At 56.7% G+C, this 16,858-nt stretch carries 22 protein-coding genes and 1 tRNA gene; 22 read left to right on the top strand and 1 reads right to left on the bottom strand.

Annotation, left to right across the window (positions count from 1 at the left end; all coding sequences use genetic code 11):
* From AC2T6E_RS13730 to AC2T6E_RS13625, 22 genes are all read left to right on the top strand, one after another.
* Nucleotides 1–2,190, top strand: a complete 2,190-nt coding sequence (locus AC2T6E_RS13730) for a replication endonuclease (protein ID WP_337256720.1) — start codon at nt 1–3, stop codon at nt 2,188–2,190.
* 109 nt (nt 2,191–2,299) lie between these two features.
* Entirely contained in the window at nt 2,300–2,740 is a 441-nt protein-coding gene (locus AC2T6E_RS13725) for a DinI-like family protein (protein WP_089601086.1), read from the top strand.
* Nucleotides 2,741–2,918: 178 nt separating this feature from the next.
* Nucleotides 2,919–3,122 carry a tail protein X gene (locus tag AC2T6E_RS13720; protein ID WP_010435799.1) on the top strand — a complete coding sequence of 68 codons (204 nt, stop codon included), beginning with the start codon at nt 2,919–2,921 and terminating at the stop codon, nt 3,120–3,122.
* Nucleotides 3,113–3,334 carry a phage holin family protein gene (locus AC2T6E_RS13715; protein ID WP_006178624.1) on the top strand — a complete coding sequence of 74 codons (222 nt, stop codon included), beginning with the start codon at nt 3,113–3,115 and terminating at the stop codon, nt 3,332–3,334. Before AC2T6E_RS13720 ends, AC2T6E_RS13715 begins: the two co-directional genes overlap by 10 nt.
* A complete protein-coding gene (locus AC2T6E_RS13710) occupies nt 3,318–3,827 on the top strand; it encodes a lysozyme (RefSeq protein WP_454539544.1) in 510 nt (169 codons plus the stop codon). Before AC2T6E_RS13715 ends, AC2T6E_RS13710 begins: the two co-directional genes overlap by 17 nt.
* Nucleotides 3,824–4,249 (top strand): Rz-like lysis system protein LysB, encoded by a 426-nt coding sequence (gene lysB, locus AC2T6E_RS13705; protein WP_486692179.1) that lies wholly within the window; start codon nt 3,824–3,826, stop codon nt 4,247–4,249. Before AC2T6E_RS13710 ends, lysB begins: the two co-directional genes overlap by 4 nt.
* On the top strand, nt 4,137–4,382 hold the full coding sequence (lysC, locus tag AC2T6E_RS13700; RefSeq protein WP_010435787.1) for an Rz1-like lysis system protein LysC: 246 nt from the start codon (nt 4,137–4,139) through the stop codon (nt 4,380–4,382). The genes lysB and lysC overlap by 113 nt, the downstream gene beginning before the upstream one ends.
* On the top strand, nt 4,345–4,812 hold the full coding sequence (locus AC2T6E_RS13695; RefSeq protein ID WP_486692177.1) for a phage tail protein: 468 nt from the start codon (nt 4,345–4,347) through the stop codon (nt 4,810–4,812). The genes lysC and AC2T6E_RS13695 overlap by 38 nt, the downstream gene beginning before the upstream one ends.
* 121 nt (nt 4,813–4,933) lie before the next feature.
* Nucleotides 4,934–5,575 carry a phage baseplate assembly protein V gene (locus AC2T6E_RS13690; RefSeq protein WP_089601096.1) on the top strand — a complete coding sequence of 214 codons (642 nt, stop codon included), beginning with the start codon at nt 4,934–4,936 and terminating at the stop codon, nt 5,573–5,575.
* Nucleotides 5,572–5,922, top strand: a complete 351-nt coding sequence (locus AC2T6E_RS13685) for a GPW/gp25 family protein (protein ID WP_010435782.1) — start codon at nt 5,572–5,574, stop codon at nt 5,920–5,922. The genes AC2T6E_RS13690 and AC2T6E_RS13685 overlap by 4 nt, the downstream gene beginning before the upstream one ends.
* 5 nt (nt 5,923–5,927) lie before the next feature.
* Nucleotides 5,928–6,836 carry a baseplate assembly protein gene (locus AC2T6E_RS13680; protein ID WP_454539542.1) on the top strand — a complete coding sequence of 303 codons (909 nt, stop codon included), beginning with the start codon at nt 5,928–5,930 and terminating at the stop codon, nt 6,834–6,836.
* A complete protein-coding gene (locus AC2T6E_RS13675) occupies nt 6,829–7,359 on the top strand; it encodes a phage tail protein I (protein ID WP_010435777.1) in 531 nt (176 codons plus the stop codon). Before AC2T6E_RS13680 ends, AC2T6E_RS13675 begins: the two co-directional genes overlap by 8 nt.
* Nucleotides 7,360–7,370: 11 nt before the next feature.
* On the top strand, nt 7,371–9,545 hold the full coding sequence (locus AC2T6E_RS13670) for a phage tail protein (RefSeq protein WP_454539541.1): 2,175 nt from the start codon (nt 7,371–7,373) through the stop codon (nt 9,543–9,545).
* 14 nt (nt 9,546–9,559) lie between these two features.
* A complete protein-coding gene (locus AC2T6E_RS13665; protein WP_454539540.1) occupies nt 9,560–10,075 on the top strand; it encodes a tail fiber assembly protein in 516 nt (171 codons plus the stop codon).
* A gap of 146 nt (nt 10,076–10,221) precedes the next feature.
* Nucleotides 10,222–11,415 (top strand): phage tail sheath protein, encoded by a 1,194-nt coding sequence (locus AC2T6E_RS13660; RefSeq protein WP_486692172.1) that lies wholly within the window; start codon nt 10,222–10,224, stop codon nt 11,413–11,415.
* A gap of 11 nt (nt 11,416–11,426) precedes the next feature.
* Nucleotides 11,427–11,945, top strand: coding sequence for a phage major tail tube protein (locus AC2T6E_RS13655; protein WP_454539539.1), 519 nt, complete (start codon nt 11,427–11,429; stop codon nt 11,943–11,945).
* Nucleotides 11,946–12,002: 57 nt separating this feature from the next.
* Nucleotides 12,003–12,296 (top strand): phage tail assembly protein, encoded by a 294-nt coding sequence (locus tag AC2T6E_RS13650; RefSeq protein WP_089601104.1) that lies wholly within the window; start codon nt 12,003–12,005, stop codon nt 12,294–12,296.
* Nucleotides 12,293–12,451 carry a GpE family phage tail protein gene (locus tag AC2T6E_RS13645; protein ID WP_309232527.1) on the top strand — a complete coding sequence of 53 codons (159 nt, stop codon included), beginning with the start codon at nt 12,293–12,295 and terminating at the stop codon, nt 12,449–12,451. Before AC2T6E_RS13650 ends, AC2T6E_RS13645 begins: the two co-directional genes overlap by 4 nt.
* Entirely contained in the window at nt 12,441–14,720 is a 2,280-nt protein-coding gene (locus AC2T6E_RS13640; protein WP_454539538.1) for a phage tail tape measure protein, read from the top strand. The genes AC2T6E_RS13645 and AC2T6E_RS13640 overlap by 11 nt, the downstream gene beginning before the upstream one ends.
* Nucleotides 14,721–14,731: 11 nt before the next feature.
* Nucleotides 14,732–15,196, top strand: coding sequence for a phage tail protein (locus AC2T6E_RS13635; protein WP_214598111.1), 465 nt, complete (start codon nt 14,732–14,734; stop codon nt 15,194–15,196).
* Nucleotides 15,193–16,344, top strand: coding sequence for a phage late control D family protein (locus tag AC2T6E_RS13630; protein ID WP_486692166.1), 1,152 nt, complete (start codon nt 15,193–15,195; stop codon nt 16,342–16,344). Before AC2T6E_RS13635 ends, AC2T6E_RS13630 begins: the two co-directional genes overlap by 4 nt.
* 67 nt (nt 16,345–16,411) lie before the next feature.
* On the top strand, nt 16,412–16,612 hold the full coding sequence (locus AC2T6E_RS13625; protein WP_100166454.1) for an ogr/Delta-like zinc finger family protein: 201 nt from the start codon (nt 16,412–16,414) through the stop codon (nt 16,610–16,612).
* Nucleotides 16,613–16,697: 85 nt separating this feature from the next.
* On the opposite strand, the gene AC2T6E_RS13620 is transcribed toward AC2T6E_RS13625, so the two are convergent.
* Nucleotides 16,698–16,773 (bottom strand) — tRNA-Ile (locus AC2T6E_RS13620).
* Nucleotides 16,774–16,858: the final 85 nt, after the last annotated feature.

Raw genomic sequence — 16,858 nt, 5'->3', positions numbered from 1 at the left:
TTGGCTACGTCATTTGAGTATCCATGGAACGCTCCTCGGTCGGCCGTTGTCAGCCCCTACCTTACCCATGCCCAACTGCAGCGCCGCGATCGCCTTTTCGCGGCGCTGCAGCAGGCAAGAATTGCCCTCTCACAGCAACCTGACTGCGTGCGCGTTGACGTCTGGCGCACGGTCGACGCTCTCGAACAGCGTCGGGGCAGCCCGCAGGCCAATGCCTTTTTGATCCGCTTCTGCAACAGGATACTGCCCCGCCTGCGGCAGGTTTCTGAACGCTATGCCTGCGCGGGCCTGCACGATGCGGTCTCCCGGGCTGTATTTGAAGGCCATTTCGACACCCGACTTCTGCAATACCTTGCCTCGCGGATGGTCGAGCTGGTTGCCCGCTATAACCGACTTCCCGATATGTCCCGTGCGGATATCGACCTGCTGGCCGCCGATATCGCCAGCTTTATTCGCGGCGAGCTGGCGAATATTAACGATGCTGACATGGGTGAATACCAGACGCTGTACGTCTGGTATCAGCGCGCCGGACTGATCGCACGGCAGTTTAACGTATCGCCCCCGCACTGGGAGCGGGTGACGACGACGTTTTTCAACAAAGATGATGTTGCCGCGGCGGTGATCCGCCTGTTTTCCGAGGCGTGGTGGCGCGGGCGATTGCGTCGGATCGCGGCCGCCTGGCGCGAGCATGTGCAGATTGCCCTCGGCAACGTCAGCAAAAAGAGAACGGCGTATGCGAGCAAGCGCTGCGTGACGGAATGGCGCGAGCAGAAGCGCCGCACCCGCGAATTTCTCAAGGGCATGGAGCTGGAAGATGAAGAGGGCAATCGCATTAGCCTGATTGATAAATACGACAGCTCGGTAGCCAATCCGGCGATACGTCGCTGTGAACTGATGACCCGCATTCGCGGCTTCGAAAACATCTGCCAGGCGCTGGGCTATGTGGGCGAGTTCTATACGTTAACCGCGCCCGCGCGGTATCACGCGACCGTGAGCGCGGGCTACCCCAACGCGAAGTGGGACGGGGCGAGCCCGGCGGATACGCAGCGCTACTTCACGCGGCTGTGGGCGCGCATTCGCGCAAAGCTGCACCGGGAGGGGCGGCGCATTTTTGGTATCCGCGTTGCGGAACCCCATCACGACGGTACGCCCCACTGGCACATGCTGATGTTTATGCTGCCGGAAGATGTCGAATGTGTACGCCAGATTATAGGGGACTACGCGCGGGAGGAGGATGCCGCTGAGTTGCAGAGCGAAAGCGCCAGACGGGCGCGCTTTCACGCGGAGGCGATCGATCCGCAAAAAGGCAGCGCTACCGGCTATATCGCCAAATACATCTCAAAGAACATCGACGGCTATGCGCTGGATGGCGAAACCGATAATGAAAGCGGCGGGCTGCTAAAGGAGACGGCGTGCGCCGTGTCGGCCTGGGCAGGGCGCTGGCATATTCGCCAGTTTCAGTTTATCGGCGGCGCGCCGGTAACCGTCTACCGCGAGCTTCGCCGACTGTCGGACACCGAGGCCGCGTGCGGTCTGAGCGTCGAGTTTGCCGCCGTCCATGACGCGGCGGACGCCGGGGACTGGGCGGGTTACGTCACCGCACAGGGCGGGCCGTTTGTGCGTCGCGATGATTTGCAGGTGCGCACGCTGTATGAACCGCGCGCCGAATGTAACCAGTACGGCGAGGAGACCGTTCGCATCCGCGGCGTGTACGATTCCGCCGTCGGTGCGGGCAGCCCGGTGTTGACCCGGCTCACGCAGTGGAAAATTGTGCCGAAGCGGGCCGCTGAGCTGAAGGATGCACCTGCGCCTCCTCGGAGTTCTGTCATTAACTGTACGGTGAGCGATCCCTCTCAACCCCTTAACCGGCGTGCGAGACGGGCATTAACCGAACGCATCAAACGCATCCGGCCCGGCGCAGCGGCACCCTTTGTCTATGAGCGGGATCCGCAAAACGGGGTCCCGGAGAGGGTGATTGACGAGATAAGGCTTGCCACCGGCATAGCCATCTCCCGGGGAGAGGCCCTGCATCTGATGGCGGGCGGCGTGAGCCGCTTTAACGACAAATGGTGCAGAGGCGCCGCTGACGGATCGCTCTTTCCGGCGGCGCGTTCTTATCAGGAAAAGGCGCGAAAAATCCTTGAACGTATTGGGCATTTAACGGAACTGCTCACCCAGCGGGTGCGCTAATCTCCATCGATATCATGTACATACCGTGAAGGGTTTTGATTTTTCGCTTCACTCTTTTTATGAATACGTGATACTGTATGTTTATACAGTATCTCGTGGTGGAGGTTGTGTGGACAGAGAGTTGAACGAGCAGGTCATGATTGAACGAGTCGAGATGATTGCGCGACTGACGACAGAAGGAACCTGTCAGGAAAGAGATCGTGAAATTGCCCTGAATTTAATTGCTGAGATTGCGAGAGGGAATTTAATCAAAAACAATGCGTTTACCGTTGTTTTCTCGGCATCGCCTGTTCCAGAACGAATCAAAAAAGAAAGCAATGTGCGGGTTAATATCACGCTGGATAAAGATCAGCACGTTGGCCCGTCCATCGTGGCGGCATTCCAGTGCGAACTCACCCGCAGGATTAGGCCCCTGTTCCCGTCAACGCGGGTGACGGTGAAAGAAGGCTCCATGACCGGCGTTGAGCTGCTCGGCGTTGACGGCGAGGCCGAACGCGAAGCGCTGGACACCATTCTCCGCGAAGTCTGGGAAGACGAGAGCTGGCGCTAGCCTCAGCCTCTTTTACCGGCACGACGCGCGTCATTCAGATTTTGTGCTCGCCAGGCGGCCGCTCGCGGCTCGTGGACGGCCTGTTGTGTCCGCGATTGTCCATCCGCCAGCGCTAGCGGAAAGGGCGCTGGCTCTGGAAACTCTACCGTACCTGGTAATCCGGATGTTGGAGCGTCTGATGAAGATCTATGCAATGCAGGGCGATACGCTTGATGCCATCTGTGCCCGTTATTACGGGCGCACGGCGGGCGTCGTCGAAACCGTTCTGAAAGCCAATCCTGGCCTCGCTGAGTACGGCGTTGTTCTGCCTCATGGCTGCGAAATAGACATGCCTGAGGTGGATAGCGCACCCAGAAAAGAAACCGTGAACCTATGGGACTGAGTCTGGAGAAAATCACCACGTTTATTGCCTACTGGCTGGCCGTGGCGTTGGCCTGGTTTGGGGCGATGTCTCCTGAGAAAGTCGCGCTCTACGTGGGAAGTCTCTGCGCCATTTTTACCGCGCTGACGAATTACTGGTTTAAGCGAAAAACCTGGCGCTATCTCAAATCATTAGGCCTCGATAAGAAGAGCATTCGTGAACTCAATCATTAAGCGTTGCAGCATCGCCAGCGTGCTTGCGCTGGCGGTGCTCATGCCGGACTTTCGGCTACTGAAAACCTCGCCCGAAGGGCTGGCGCTGATCGCCGATCTCGAAGGGTGTCGTCTGTCGCCCTACCGGTGTAGCGCAGGCGTATGGACGTCAGGCATTGGCCACACGACCGGTGTCGTGCCGGCGAGAGACATTACCGAACGTGACGCGGCGGCGAACCTGATTGCCGACGTCATGAAGGTTGAGAAACGGCTTGCCGCCTGCGCACCGGTGGAGATGCCGCCCCGTGTCTATGATGCGCTGGTCAGTTTTGCCTTTAACGTGGGAACCGGCGCCGCCTGCCGTTCGACGCTGGTGTCGTTGATAAATCGCAAGGAGTGGCCGCAGGCGTGTGGTGAGCTGACCCGCTGGGTGTACGTCAACGGGAACAAAAACGCTGGGCTTGAAAACCGTCGCGCCCGTGAAAAGGCCTGGTGTCTGAAGGAGGGCCGATGAGAACGCTTCTTCTGATGCTGGCCGCGCTGGTGGCCATGACCCTGTGGTATCGACATGACAATCAGAACCTGTCCCGCTCCCTGACCAAAACCAACCAGATCGTCCGCGAACAAAAAAGCGCGATCAACATGCTGAACCAACAGCTTAACGTCTCGCAGCGGCTGGCCAGAGAAAATGAAAACGCGCAGGTCAGGCTCCGCGATGAGCTTGCCGCTGCCGGAGAAACGTTGGCCAGACGCGAAGTGGCCATTGGGAAGTTGATAAATGAAAATGAAGAGTTACGCCGCTGGTATACCGCTCAGCTGCCTGATGCTGTCCGCAGGCTGCACGTCCGCGCCGCCTGCGCCTCCGCCGCACATTGTTTACCACGCTTGCCCGAAGGTGAGCCTCTGCCCGATGCCGGCAAGCGAGCCCGCCACTAACGGCGATCTGAGTGCCGATATTCGCAGGCTTGAGCATGCCCTTACTGCCTGCGCGTTGCAGGTTGAAACCATTAAAGACTGTCAGGATACACGCGATGCACAAACTCAAGAGCCTGCGTCAGGCCTTAATTGACGCTGTTCCACAACTGCGCGCAAACCCGGAGCGCCTGGCGATGTCCGTCGGGAGCGGGAATATTGAAGCCCGCCTGGCGTCCTCGCTCTCGTTTGAAAAGAAATATGAGCTGAAGGCGAAAGTCAGCGGTTTTTCCGGCGACAGCGAGGGCATTTTTGTTCCGGTGCTGGCCTGGCTTCGGGAAAACCAGCCGGACATGTTTACCCTCGAACAGGGGCAAAAAAATGGCTTTCTCTTTCAGGTCGCCTTAAATGAGGATGAAACGGCAGAGATCGGCTTTAGCCTGCAGCTGACCGAGCGCATTCTGGTTTCCCAGGAGGAGGGGACCTTGCTCGCCACCTATTCCCCGGAGCCGCCGCTGCCGGAACCCGTCACGCGCCCGATGGAGCTGTACATCAACGGTGAGCTGGTGAGCCGCTGGGAGGTGTGACTGCGCTGATGGCCAGCCCGCAGCCCTGTTGGCTGGCCAGTCGGCAATACTGCTTGTTGTTTCATCCCGCATCAAACCCCGTCTCGTTGCTGCCGATCGCCCTGCGCGGCATTCTCTTCTTATGAATACATTAACCTCCATACACGGCATCGCTCGCGCGATCCGCAATCTTATTCGTGTCGGTGTTGTGACCGATGTCGACCTCAAAAGAGGGCTCTGTCGGGTCCAGTCCGGTGGGATGAACACCACCTGGCTGAACTGGATGACCTGCCGCGCTGGCCGTTCGCGCGTGTGGTGGGCACCGTCCGAGGGCGAACAGGTACTGCTGCTGGCCATCGGCGGAGAGCTGGATACCGCCTTTGTGTTGCCGGGCATTTTCTCTGACGAGCATCCGGCGCCGTCGACGTCACCCGATGCGCTTCACGTTAGCTTTCCCGACGGGGCGGTTATTGAGTACGAGCCCGGGAGCGGGGCGCTGACGGCAACCGGCATCAAAACGGCAGCCATCACCGCATCGGAATCACTGAGCGCGACCGTACCGGTGGTGCTCGTGAAATCCGCGACCCGCATCACGCTTGATACACCCGAAGTAGTGTGTACCAACAAGTTAATTACCGCCTCGCTTGAGGTGCAAAAGGGCGGGGTGATGGCAGGAAATATCCAACACTCTGGCGGTCAATTCACCTCCAATGGGGTACAGGTGGACAACCATGCCCACGGTAGTGTGCAAAGCGGCGGAAGCTGGACTAAGGGGACACAATGACGGTGCGCTACACGGGAATGAATAGTCAAACCGGGCTCAGCATTTCAGAAGCTGAACATATCAGGCAAAGCGTGCGCGACATTCTGGTTACGCCCGTTGGCTCGCGGGTCATGCGTCGTGAGTACGGCTCCTTGCTGGCGGCGATGATCGACCGGCCCCAGAGTCCGGCGCTGCGCCTGCAAATTATGGCCGCCTGTTACTCCGCGATCCAGAAGTGGGAACCGCGGATGACCCTGACGGCAATCGCGTTCGAACGCTCGGAGAATGACGGGACGTTGTATGTCGATATCACCGGCACGCGACCAACGTCCGATCGCTCCTTTTCTATCACCATTTCACTGAGTTAAACCCTATGGCTATTGTTGATCTGAGCCAGCTCGCCGCGCCTGATGTCGTGGAGGAGGTGGATTATGAGACGCTGCTGGCAGAACGTAAGGCCACCTTTGTCTCGCTCTATCCTGAGGCGGAGCAAGAGGCGATCGCACGCACGCTGACCTTAGAGTCAGAGCCGATCGTGAAGCTGCTGCAGGAAAACGCGTATCGGGAAGTTATCTGGCGCCAGCGCGTAAATGAGGCCGCGCGTGCGGTCATGCTGGCCTACGCCGCGGGCAGCGATCTCGACCAGATTGGGGCAAACGCTAATCTTCAGCGTCTGGTGATTACGCCCGCCGACGACACCACGTTCCCGCCCACGCCAGCGGTCATGGAATCCGATACCGACTTTCGTCTGCGGATCCAGCAGGCGCCGGAAGGGCTAAGCGTGGCCGGTTCGACGGGCGCTTATCAGTTCCATGGCCGCAGCGCGGATGGGCGGGTGGCGGACATTTCCGTGATTAGCCCCCAGCCTGCGAACGTTACGGTTTCCGTGCTCTCCCGGGAGAATAACGGCGTGGCGTCCGAAGCGCTGCTCACCGCCGTTCGCAATGCACTGAACGATGAGAACGTCAGGCCCGTCGCCGATCGCGTGACCGTCCAGTCAGCCAATATTGTCGACTACAGCATTGTGGCCTCGCTGTTCTTATTCCCTGGCCCTGAAAGTGAACCCGTGCTCAACGCGGCCAGAGCCCGGCTGCAGGCCTATATCACGGCACAGCACCGGCTGGGGCGCGATATCCGCAAGTCTGCTATTTACGCTGCACTTCATGTGGAAGGGGTGCAGCGCGTGGAGCTGACGGCGCCGGCAGCCGATATCGTGCTCGATGAGACGCAGGCCTCATGGTGCAGCCAGTACAGCATAACCGTAGGGGGGAACGATGAGTGATACCCGTCTTCTGCCGGTTGGTTCGTCGCCTCTTGAGGTGGCGGCCGCGCGCGCCTGTGCGGAGATCGAAAAAACGCCGGTGCCGCTGCGCCATCTCTGGAGCGCAGATACCTGCCCGGCAAACTTGCTGCCGTGGCTGGCCTGGGCGTTCTCGGTCGACCGCTGGGATGAGAACTGGCCGGAGGCCACCAAGCGTGACGTGATCCGCGCGGCGTGGTTTATCCATGCCCACAAGGGAACGATAGGCGCCGTGCGTCGCGTGGTTGAGCCGCTGGGTTATCTGATTAACGTCACCGAGTGGTGGCAAACCAACGATCCGCCCGGCACCTTCCGCCTCGATATCGGCGTGTTAGACACGGGCATCACCGAGGAAATGTATTACGAGATGGAGAGGCTTATCGCCGATGCGAAGCCTGCCAGCCGCCACCTTATTGGCCTGAATATCATCCAGGACATACCGGGTTATCTCTATACCGGCGCCCTGAGCTATGACGGCGACATCATCACGGTTTATCCCGGATAAGTGAGAGCACAATGACAGTGAAATATAAAACGGTTATCACCAAAGCCGGTGCCGAAAAACTGGCTGCAGCAACCGTCCCGAACGGCAAGAAAGTCAATTTTACGGCGATGGCCGTGGGTGACGGTGGAGGTGTGTTGCCGACGCCAAACGCAAATCAGACGAAACTCATCAATGAAGTCTGGCGCCATACGTTGAATAAAATCAGCCTGGACAAAAAGAATAAAAACTATGTCGTGGCAGAGCTGCTGATCCCGCCTGAGGTTGGCGGTTTCTGGATGCGCGAGATGGGGCTGTATGACGATGCCGGAACGCTGATTGCCGTCGGGAACATGGCCGAAAGCTATAAACCCACGCTGGTGGAGGGCTCAGGGCGCGCGCAGACGTTGCGAATGGTCATTATGGTCAGCGATATCGCGTCCGTCGAGCTGACGATAGACACCTCAACGGTAATGGCGACGCAAGATTACGTTGACGGGAAGCTCGCGGAGCACGAGCAGTCGCGCCGCCATCCGGACGCGACCCTTACTGCCAAGGGCTTTACGCAGCTCAGCAGCGCCATTGACAGCGCCTCCGAGGTGCTCGCTGCAACGCCGAAAGCGGTGAAGGCGGCGTACGACCTGGCGAAAGGGAAATACGCGGCTCAGGACGCCACTACGGCGCAAAAGGGGATTGTCCAGCTTAGCAGCGCGACCGACAGTGTGTCTGAGGTGCTGGCGGCGACGCCAAAGGCGGTAAAAGTCGCTAACGACAGCGCCGCTGCGGCCAATAAAAATGCCAGTGAGCGAGTCAGCAAATTCGGCGACAGTATGACCGGAACGTTGAATCAGGACGCTATAACACAGTCAACCTATAACTTAACTGCACTCTCTAACGCGACGACAGGCAATAAAAATTATCTGCGTAAAATGCGCGGCGGAGCGGCGGACACTATCTGGCACGAAACCGTTCAGGGGGGCGAATACCGTCTGGCGACAGGCAGTACCGATTCGCAGGAGGAGCTGGCGATTAGCACAAGTACCGGCCTGAGAGTGAGAGGTAATTTAACCTCACAACTTGGTGGATTTTATTCAGGGAATACGAAAAAACTCTCTTTTTATTCATCTAATACCTCTGACAAGAATGCAGCCTTGCGACTCTGGGGTAATGTAGACCGGCCATCTGTAGTCGAACTGGGGGACGACACCGGCTACCATTTATACTCACAGCGAAATAAAGACGGCTCGCTGTTGTTTCAGACAAACGGTGCGGGGCAATTCAGCGGTTATTTACGTTCAAACGGGGAAGTGCAATCTCTTTCAGCCAATAGCTATCGGATTGCATATGGGGACTACGGCTGCTTCTGGCGTAATGATGGTTATAATCTTTATCTGATGCTGACCAATAAGGGCGATGCCTACGGAAATTACAATGCGCTGCGTCCTTTACGTGTGAGTCTTGAAACCGGGGCGTTGCAATCCGAAACACCTTTTACTGTAGGCAATACCATCTACGCCTCGAAGGAAATTACAGCGGGTTATAGCAATTCATTTGCATGGGCCGAGCAGTACAAAACAAAGGCACCATTTTATAATACCTATTCAACAACTGGAGCGAGTGAATACCACCCGGTGTTCAAACAGCAGGCAAGTATTACCGGGATCAACTCATGGGCTTTTTCCATGGGGTCTCTTGTTGCCGATACCGCTCTTTCATGGCATCTGCACATGAAAGGCAGCGGCGGTCAGGATGTTAACTATAAATGGGATACCAGCGGTAATTTTTCTGCGCCAGGACAAATTATACCGGGCAGTTTTGCTAATTTTGATGGGCGTTTTTATACCAAAACGCTGGCTGATACGCGCTTCCTGCTACGCGACAGTGCCTCTTATGCTGGCTTTGCGAACGGTGATGCGTCAAGGCCGTATATGAGGCATGAAGCCAGTAACGCTGTTGTTACATTGTTAAAGGTGGGAGATTCGTATACCAAGGCTGAAAGCGAAGCTCGCTATCAAGGCAAAGGCAGCTATATAACAGGCATTCGTTTTGGTGCATCCGCTGAATATCAAGAGCGTGGGAACACTGAGCGCCTGACCGGTGGGGTGATGACATCTTTTGCTGACCGGGGAAGTTCTAATTACTGGATTCGTCTTCGTCCGTTGCAATATCAGATCAATGGCGGCTCATGGGTTACTGCGGCCTACGCATAAGGATAACTAATTCGATGTTAATGAAAAATTTCACTGCCTCAACAAAAAAAATGGATGGCTTTACAGTCATGGTATTCATTGATGAGGATGGAAATGACTGGTATGCATCACAGACCAAATTTTCGGCCTCCTCTTTAAAATTTATGTTTGATGGAAAAGGCAATATTGTTGCCGCTTCATGGGATGCCTCCATGCTGGCACCTGAAAATCTGTCCGTTTCGGAAATTGAAAAAAATAGTGTGCCGGAGAATTTTTTCGAGCCGGAAATGCGCTGGGTATTTGATGGTGAAAAAATTATCCCGTTTGTTTATTCACATGAAGAACTGCTTCAACTAGCAAAAGACGAGCTCGAACGCTTACTTAGCGAGGCAAGAGAAAAAATAGTTGTACCTCAGACCAGGTTAATGGCAGGCAGAACGCTGACGGAGGGACAGTTAAACCTGTTAAACGCCTGGCTTGATTATATTGATGCTCTGGAGGCCTGTGATATCACCGTAATACCCGTTAGTTTCCCGGATCCCCCGCAGTAATTTAATTTGAAAAGACGAAATAACTCCAGCCCTCTGTTAAGAGGGCTTTTTGTTTGTTGTGTGAATGACAGGTGGAACATGATGAAGTGCATGGAATGAGAGGGTGGCAGAAAATAGTTTTACACCTTAACCACGGAGTTAAACAGATGGGCGACTATCACCACGGCGTGGAAGTCATCGAAATCAACGATGGCACGCGCACCATTTCCACCGTCTCGACGGCAATCATCGGTATGGTCTGTACGGCCAGCGATGCTGACGAACAGACATTCCCGCTTAACGAGCCGGTGCTCATTACCAATGTGCAATCCGCCATTGCGAAAGCCGGTAAACAGGGGACGCTGTCCGCTTCCCTTCAGGCTATCGCCGACCAGTGCAAGCCGGTCGTTGTGGTTGTCCGCGTGGCCGAAGGTATCGACGATCCGGAAGATCCTGAAGCGGCACAGAAAGAGACTATCTCTAACATCATCGGTACCACCGACGAAAACGGTAAATACACCGGCCTGAAGGCGCTTCTGACCGCAAAAACCGTCACCGGTGTTAAGCCGCGTATTCTCGGCGTTCCGGGGCTGGATTCGCTGGAAGTGGCCACCGCGCTGGCCGCGACGTGCCAGAGCCTGCGTGCGTTTGGCTATGTTAGCGCATGGGGCTGTAAAACCATTCCTGAGGCGATCGCCTACCGCAAAAACTTTAGCCAGCGTGAGCTGATGGTCATCCATCCGGACTTCCTGGCGTGGGATACCGCGACGAACGCCACTAAAATGGCATGGTCAACCGCGCGCGCGCTTGGCCTGCGCGCCAAAATCGACCAGACCACCGGCTGGCATAAAACCCTGTCAAACGTGGGCGTCAACGGCGTCACCGGCGTGAGCGCTTCCGTCTCCTGGGATCTGCAGGAACAGGCCACCGATGCCAACCTGCTTAACCAGGCTGGCGTGACGACGCTGATTCGCAATGACGGTTTCAAATTCTGGGGCAACCGCACCTGCTCTGACGACCCGTTATTCCTGTTTGAAAACTACACCCGTACCGCGCAGGTACTGGCCGACACCATGGCGGAAGCGCACGCATGGGCAATGGATAAGCCCATTACCCCAACGCTGATTCGCGACATCATTTCCGGCATTAACGCCAAATTCCGCGAACTGAAAACCAACGGCTACATCGTTGACGGCTCCTGCTGGTATGACCCGGAATCCAATGACGTGTCGACCCTGAAAGCGGGGAAACTGTATATCGATTACGACTACACCCCTGTCCCGCCGCTGGAAAACCTGACCCTGCGCCAGCGCATCACCGATACCTATCTGGCAGACCTGTCAGATTCGGTTAATAGCTAAGGAGCTGAAGCATGGCGTTACCACGCAAACTTAAATACCTGAATATGTTCAACGATGGCCTGAGCTACATGGGCGTGGTTGAGTCCGTCACCTTACCGAAGCTGACCCGCAAGCTGGAGAAGTATCGCGGCGGCGGTATGCCGGGCTCGGTCTCCGTCGACCTCGGCCTGGACGATGATGCCCTGGCGCTGGAGTGGACCATCGGCGGTCTCCCTGACGTCGCGCTGTGGGCGCAGTATGCCTCTCCGGGCGCGGACAGCGTGCCGCTGCGTTTTACCGGCTCTTTCCAGCGTGACGACACCGGTGAAATCTCAGCGGTCGAGATTGTGATGCGCGGCCGTCACAAAGAGTTTGACGGTGGTGAGAGCAAGCAGGGTGAAAGCGGCACCACTAAGATGTCGACCGAGTGTGCTTATTACCAGCTCACCATTGATGGCAAAGAGGTCATCGAGATTGACATCATCAACATGGTGCTGAAAGTCGACGGTGTCGATCGTCTGGCGGAACATCGTAAGGCCATCGGCCTGTAACTTCTTAACCGGCCAGAATTGCTGGCCGGTTACTCCCCTTTTTTTGAGAGTAACGAGATGGAAAATATCAACGAAAGCGAAAATCCTCACACCGTCATGCTTGATAGCCCCGTTCTGCGCGGTGAACAAAAAATCGAAAAAGTGACCGTCGTCAAACCCAATGCCGGCACCCTGCGTGGCGTCTCGCTGGCGTCGCTGGCGCAATCCGATGTGGATGCCCTGATTAAGGTACTGCCACGGATGACCTCTCCCGCATTAACCGAGCATGAGATTGCGCGTCTGGATGCCTCCGACCTGCTCTCTTTTGCCGGTAAGGTGGTCGGTTTTTTGTCACCGACTTCGGCTCGCTGAAATTTCCTGAAAACCTGTCGGTCGACGACCTGATGGCGGATATCGCAGTGATCTTTCACTGGCCGCTGTCAGAACTGTACTCCCTGAGCGTGACCGAACTCCTTATATGGCGCGAAAAGGCGCTGCAGCGAAGCGGAAACCACCATGAGCAATAATGTCAGACTTCAGGAGCTGCTGAGTGCCGTTGACCGGGCCACCCGACCGCTCAAGGCTATCCAACATGCCGGCCTCTCTCTCGAGGGCGAGATCCGTGATTCGCAGGCGGCGCTGCGCGCGCTTGATAAGCAGGAGGGGCGTATTGACGGCTTCAGGAAAGCAAACGCCCGGCTCGCCGTGACGGAACAATCGCTTGACCAGGCCAGACAGCAGGCCGCGGCGCTGGCGGTGCAATTTAAGAACACGCAAAACCCCACCCAGGCGCAGGCAGATGCGCTGTCCGCTGCTCGAAAATCGGCAGCCGACCTTAAGCTCGAGTACAACAGCCTGCGCTACGCGGTACAGCGCCAGCGCACTGAACTCGCTCAGGCGGGAATAAATACGCGCACGCTCTCGTCGGACGAGCGTCGTTTACGCACCCACATCAGCGAAAAAACGCAGCAGCTTAACCGACAGCGTGATGCGCTGGCCCGCGTCAGCCAGCAGCAGGAGCGGCTGAATACCGTTCAGACTCGCTACGAGTCAGGCAAACGCGTGGCCTCGCGGGTGCATCAGTTGGCTAATGCGGGTGTGGGTATGGCAAAGGCAGGTTTTGACCAGACGTCCCGGTTTATGGCCCCTGGCATCAGTTTTGAGAAGCAGATGTCAACCATTCAGGCGAACCTTGGTCTGGCGAAGGGCGACGCCCGGCTTGAGGCCATCCGACAGCAGGCGCGGGAGGTCAGCGCCAGCACCGGCGTCCCTGTCGATACGATCGCGCTGGCGCAGCGCGAGCTGGCCCAATCCGGTTTTGACGCCGATGGGCTGCTTGCGGCCACCGCGCCAGCGGTCAACCTCAGCCTGGCGGGGAATGTCGACGCGGCAAAAGCGGCCGATATGATCGCCAGTACGCAGGCCGCGTATGGCTTGGCCGATAAGGATGCGGGGCGCATCGCAGACGTTCTGACGCGCGGTTTTACCTCTTCCCATACTAGCCTCGCTGAGATGCAGGCCGCCGTCACCTCCGCTGCGCCCGCTGCGGATGCTTCCGGTATGGGGCTTGAAGAGACCACCGCGCTGCTCGGCGTCTTGGCGGAAAAAGGGATGAAAGGTGCCGCTGCCGGGGACGCGCTCAGCGCGATGCTGCGCCATGTTCAGACTCCGGATGCCATAAAAGCCGCAGGGGTGCTGGCTTCCGCTGCGGGTGATGGATCGCTTAATGAAAAACGTCAGCAGTTGCAGGCGGCGAAGGGCAGTACCGCGCTCGCGGCTTCCGTACAGACCGATAATCTTGACGGCGATATCAACCGGTTCCAGGCCGCGTGGAGCGGGTTAAAGATAGATGTATTTGATAACGCGGACGGTGCCCTGCGCACCCTGATCGCCACCGCGACCGGGTGGCTCGGTACGCTCTCTCTCTGGGCGAACGCTAACCCTGAGCTGACGCAAGGTCTGGTCGGTGTCGTTATCGGCGCGCAGGCGTTTGCAGGCGTACTGGGCGGGTTAGGCATGGTCGTCGCGCCGGTTTTGTCTGGCCTGAATATGATCATCACCGCCGCAGGAATGTTGGGTACGGGATTCAGCGTGGTGGGGGGCACAATCATGACGGTGCTGGGAGCCCTTAGCTGGCCGGTTATTGCCCTTGGCGCGGCGATTGCCGCCGGTGCCTTGCTGATCTTTAAATACTGGGAGCCCATCAGCGCCTTCTTTGGCGGCGTGATTGAGGGGCTTTCTGCGGTCTTCGCGCCGCTGGGCGAGCTGTTCTCCCCGCTATTAAAGGCGTTTGATTTCATCGCAGAAAAACTGAGCGGGATCTGGCAATGGTTCACCGATCTGATTGCGCCGATCAAGGCGACGCAGGAAACGCTCGACAGCTGCAAAAATGTTGGCGTGGCGTTCGGTCAGGCGCTGGGAAATGCGCTAATGGCTCCGCTTGATCTCTTTAACAGCCTGAGCGGCAAGGCCAGCTGGCTGCTGGAGAAACTCGGCGTCATAAAAAAAGAGTCGGGCAATATCGACCCGGTCGTGCCGAAAGAGGGTACCTCCTCTGCTGACGCTGGCAGCGCATGGGACCCGGCGTCACCGGTTTACGGCGGCTTCATGGGATACCAGCCAACGGCTGCCGCGGGAGGGCGTTCATACGTCGATCAGAGCAAAAGCGAATACAACATTACGCTGCAGGGAAGCGTGGCCTCCGGAACGGATCTGACTCGTCAAATCCGGGAGGCAATAGAGAACAGTGAACGTGAGAAAGCGAGACAGCAGCAAGCCAGCTTTATGTACGGTTGAGGAGAGAGAAAATGTTAATGGTGCTGGGTCTGTTTGTCTTTGAACGACGAACCTTACCGTATCAGACAATGCAGTTTACAAAGGGCTATCGTTGGGCATCCAACGATCGCATCGGGAAGCCTAAAGCCTGGCAGTATCTTGGCGAAGGTGAGACCTCCTTCAGCCTGTCCGGATTACTTTACCCGGAGCTCACGGGAGGGCGGCTTTCTCTTAAGGCGCTTGAGCTGATGGCCAATGAAGGGCGGGCATGGCCGCTGATAGACGGTACCGGTATTATTCACGGCATGTTTATCATTGAGAAAGTCACGCATACGCATTCGGATTTTTACAGTGATGGCACTGCGCGAAAAATTAATTTTACGCTGGAGCTGAAACGCGTGGACGAATCGCTAATGGCGATGTTTGGCGACCTGAGAACGCAGGCTGAAGAGCTGGTGACGAGCGCACGCAATAGCATTGGAGGGTTGGTGGGATGATCACCGAAATGAATATCCGGGCGGGTGGGAAAATCGCCCCTGATTTTATGCTCAAGCTTGACGATCGTGATATCACGCAAAACGTCAGTCCTCGTCTTATCAGCTTATCCATGACCGACAAACGCGGGCTGGAAGCCGATCAGCTGGATATTCAACTCGATGATTCCGACGGACTGCTTACGCTGCCTGCCCGGGGGGCTACGCTCACCTTATGGCTGGGATGGGAGGGAACCCCCCTTCAAAAGAAAGGGAACTTCACTGTCGATACGATTGAATTTCGGGGTGCGCCGGATACGCTGACCATTCGGGGATGCAGCGCGGATTTCCGCGGGAAGCTAAACGTTCGGCGCGAGCAGTCGTGGCATGACACGACGATCGGCGCGATCGTTAACACCCTCGCTCAGCGTAATCAGTTGACCGCCAGCGTCGCGGCGGAACTTTCATCCATTGCCATTTCGCATATCGATCAGTCTCAGGAGACAGACGCGGCGTTTCTCACCCGCCTGGCCGAACGCAACGGTGCCTTTGTTTCAATCAAAGCCGGCAAGGTTATTTTTATGAAGGCGGGCCAGGCCGTGACGGCCAGCGGCAAAACGATTCCCTTGATGGTGATTGAACGTGGGGATGGCGACCGGCATCTGTTTTCCGTCGCTGACCGTGAAAACTATTCTGGCGTGACGGCCAAATGGCTGCAAACGCGCGATCCTAAAAAACAAAATCCTCAATTGAGTGTTAATCGATTGCCTGAGGGGCAGGTGCCAGAGGCATTAATGCACCCGGATGCCGCCGCGCCGACAGCAGGAGCAGGAAAAGCGCAGCCGCCGCAGGAGATGCTGGTGGGATCGGCGGAGAACGTGTTTGAACTCACTACGGTCTACGCCACTGAAGAGCAGGCGCTCAGAGCTGCAGAGGCAAAGTGGCGTGCGCTCCAGCGGGGGACCGTGAAATTTTCCATCCAGCTGGCGCTGGGGCGAGCCGATCTGTTTCCCGAAACGCCGGTGCTTGTAAACGGTTTTAAACGCGTCATTGACGAGCAGGCGTGGATCATCAGCGAGGTGGTTCATACCCTCAGCGAAAGCGGATTTACCACCAGGCTTAACCTCGAGTTGAACGCCACCGACGAAAAATTTTCTGTCGACAGTGAGTAATTGATTTGCCTTTATGTTGTTTTTGAGTATTATTAATTCACAAAATGTGAATTAAACGGAGGGGTACATGTTTCATTGTCCTAAGTGCAAGCATTCCGCGCATGCGCGTACCAGTCGCTATTTAAGTGAAAACACCAAAGAGCGCTATCACCAGTGCACCAATGTTGACTGCAGCTGTACGTTCGTGACGATGGAGTCCGTGGAGCGTCTGATCGCAACCCCTGGAGACGCTGGGAATGCGCGAACGGCTTCGCTGGCTCACGGTTAGCGGCTTCGCTTCCGGCCGTTGAAAAAAACCAATAAAAAAGCCACTCGTTAGAGTGGCTTAATAATTTGATTCTACAATTAAAATTTGGTGGCCCCTGCTGGACTTGAACCAGCGACCAAGCGATTATGAGTCGCCTGCTCTAACCACTGAGCTAAGGGGCCGTGGCGGTGAATTATAAAGTAACTCCCCGCAGCAATCCAGCCATTCACTCCTGCCTGCTGTTTTTATAAACAATGCATAATCAAT

This window comes from Enterobacter sp. B79-1 (genome assembly GCF_057444735.1).
This window is presented reverse-complemented; position numbering and strand designations above follow the sequence as displayed.